The sequence below is a fragment of the Caldisericia bacterium genome, assembly GCA_021158845.1.
In the GTDB taxonomy this organism is placed as follows: Bacteria; Caldisericota; Caldisericia; order B22-G15; family B22-G15; genus B22-G15.
In genome coordinates this window covers 1-2,973 of sequence record JAGGSY010000181.1, presented here as the reverse complement: position 1 = coordinate 2,973, position 2,973 = coordinate 1, and the positions used below count along the sequence as shown (strand labels likewise).

The following is a 2,973-nucleotide window of genomic DNA, read 5'->3' as shown; positions in this document are numbered from 1 at the left end:
TGAATTGCAGGATAAAAGACAGATAGAAGGATTATTATCCAGAATATAAAAGAAAGATAATCCATCGTCATTTCAATCTCTTAAGGGCCTCCCTCATCTTTTCAAGTCCTTTCCTTATATTGTCCTTACTCGTTGCATATGAAAATCTTAAGTATCCTTCTCCATACTCACCAAATGCTGTGCCTGGAAGTGCGGCAACTCCTGCCTCGTTTAAGAGAAAATCTGCCACCTCTTTTGATGTCTTTCCAAAACTCTTTATGTTTGGAAATACATAGAAGGCTCCCTTTGGAAGTTTGCATGAAACACCGGGTATCTCATTTAGTCCCTTAACAAATATGTCTCTTCTCTCCTTGAACTCCTTTACCATATATGAGACCTCATCCTGTGGACCGGTTAATGCCTCAATACCTGCCATCTGAACAAAGGACGTCGGGCATGAGTAAACATTTATTGCATACTTGGCTAACATATTTATAATTTCTGGTTTTGCCACAGCATATCCAAGTCTCCATCCTGTCATTGCATAGGTCTTTGAAAATCCATCAACAAGAATAACCCTATCCCTTATCCTCTCCACCTTTGTTATTGATACAAACTCCCCTTCATAGATTATTCTTGAGTATATCTCATCTGTCAGTATGTATATCTCCCTATCACCAACTATATCAGCGATACCTTCAAAATCCTCTCTTGTGAGAACTCCACCTGTTGGATTCTGAGGAGAGTTTATAACTATAACCTTTGTCTTATCTGTTATTCTTTTCTCAAGGTCATCAAGGGAGAATCTAAAATCCTTCTCCTCAAGGAGTGGAAGAGGAACTGGTTTTGCTTCCGCAAGGAGGGTTGCAGCGTTGTAGATTGGATATCCTGGATCAGGGTAAATTACCTCTTCACCGGGATTAACAAGGGATAGAATTGAAAATGTTATGGCTGGTTTTGCACCAACAGTTACTATCACCTCTTCTGGTTTTACATCAAAGCCCCTTGTTTTTGATATGTATTCTGCCACAGCTTTTCTTATCTCCATAAGTCCAGATGAGGGAGTGTAATGGGTGTATCCATTCTCAAGTGCATTGATGGCTGCATCCTTTATATTTCTTGGTGTATCAAAGTCAGGTTCTCCTATCTCAAAATGGAGAATCTCCCTCCCCTCTGCCTCAAGCTTTCTTGCCTTTGCAAGAACCTCAAAGGCACCTTCTGTTCCCATTGTTTTTGTTCTTTCAGCAAATTTAACCTCCATTTTAACCTCCTTTTCTTACTATCTCAAAAGAATTATACAATAAAAATTTTTTTATGATAAGATTTTTTGTATGAGGCTTTTTAAATTTTTCTCCTTTATAAAAGAGAGGAAGGAATTAATATCCGACTTTGAGGAGTATCTCATCCTTTCAGGTTTTGGTATTTCCTTTTCAGAGGAGATTTTAAAAGTTTTTAAGAAAAAGGGAGAGAAGGGTGTAAGGGAGTTTCTTATGAATTCTATGAAAGATGCAAGCAAAGAGCTTTCAGAAGATAACTTTTCAGTTTATTTATTCTCTGGAGTGAATGGAAGTGGCAAGACAACATGTATAGCTAAAATTGGAAATATGTTTAAAAGGAAGGGAGAGAAGGTTCTCTTCATATCAGGCGATACCTTCAGGGCAGGAGCCACAGAACAACTTACCATCTGGGGAGAGAGATTAAACATTGATGTTTTTTCTGGAAAAAAAGGTGCAGATCCAGCAAGTGTTGTATATGATGGTATTGTTTATGGAAGAAATAGAAACTTTACAAGGATACTTGTTGATACAGCGGGAAGGCTTCAGAATAAGAAGAATCTTATGATGGAACTTGCAAAGATAAGAAGAGTTATTGAGAAACTTTCCAAAGTTACAGAATCAATACTTGTCCTTGATTCCACAGATGGAGAGAATCTCTTTTCTCAGGTTGAGAAGTTTAAAGATGTTGCATCAGTTACAGGAATTGTTCTTACAAAGATTGATTCGACAATAAAACCCGGCGCAATTGTGCCTATATTTTTGAAGTTTAAAATTCCCATCCTCTTTCTTGGAACAGGTGAGGGTGTGGATGACATTGAAACCTTCAACCCCAGAGACTTCGTAGATTCCCTAATCTCCCCCTTCTTCTCATAGATTTATAAGGATTATGGAGGCTAAAGCCATTCCTGTGGCAAGTATCTTTTTAATCCCAAATTCTTCTGAGAATATGAACTTTCCAGCCATATTTATAAGGAGAATGCTTACAACTCCAAATATTGGGAAGGCAACGGTGGATTTTAGAAGGGAGAGGGAAAGGATGAGAAATGAATTTTGAAGAAGGTTTGATATGCCAACAAAGAATCCAAGAGCTATCTCAAATTTCTCTATCCTTCTCTTTGTTAAGAAAGTTATTCCAATAAGTGATGCCACAAGGAATACAACAAGGAGATAAACATTTCTTAAGGAGACATCTCCAAACTTCTGGTAGAGTTTGTTCATAAACATACTCGTTCCTCCAAGAATGTAGAAGATAAGAAGGGATGGTTTAACCTTTTCCCTTTTCTTCTTTGAGTAGGAGAGAAGAACTATTGAAGCTATAGAAAGAGCTATTCCAATCCACTGGATTGAGTTTGGAATTTCCATCCAGAGTATCATTGAGAGAAACATGGGTATGAGTATGTTTAAGGACCTTACCGTTCCTGTAATTCCAACCCCATTCTCTTTTATACTCTTTTGATAGAATACAAAAGCTGTAAAGTATGAAATTCCTGCAAAGAATCCAACAATTACTCCCCAGAGAATAGAACCTTCATAGTTGAGAGTCCCTCCTGTTTTTATGATTTTCAATAGGTTTTCTAAGGCATAAGAGATGTGAAAACCTTGAATTTTTGTATCCCTTTCTATTAAAATTTCTATTAGAAGTATTGAAAATCCGACGATGTAGTTAAGTGTAGAAACTACAATTCTATCTGCTCTTCTTCTTTCACCTAATTTGAAT

General features: G+C 37.2%; 3 protein-coding genes. 1 reads left to right on the top strand and 2 read right to left on the bottom strand.

Translation table 11 applies throughout. The features are described 5' to 3' along the window. Positions 1-67: 67 nt before the first annotated feature. The gene (locus J7J33_06510; protein MCD6168929.1) at positions 68-1,240 is read right to left on the bottom strand and encodes a pyridoxal phosphate-dependent aminotransferase; all 1,173 of its coding nucleotides are present in this window, start codon (positions 1,238-1,240) and stop codon (positions 68-70) included. Between the two features lie 70 nt (positions 1,241-1,310). Here J7J33_06510 and ftsY point away from each other — a divergent pair, with 70 nt between their 5' ends. Next, a complete protein-coding gene (gene ftsY, locus J7J33_06505; GenBank protein MCD6168928.1) occupies positions 1,311-2,129 on the top strand; it encodes a signal recognition particle-docking protein FtsY in 819 nt (272 codons plus the stop codon). Here ftsY and J7J33_06500 read toward each other — a convergent pair. Beyond that, positions 2,124-2,973, bottom strand: an 850-nt coding sequence (locus J7J33_06500) for an EamA family transporter (GenBank protein ID MCD6168927.1), incomplete at its 5' end; no start/stop codon positions are given. The genes ftsY and J7J33_06500 overlap by 6 nt on opposite strands.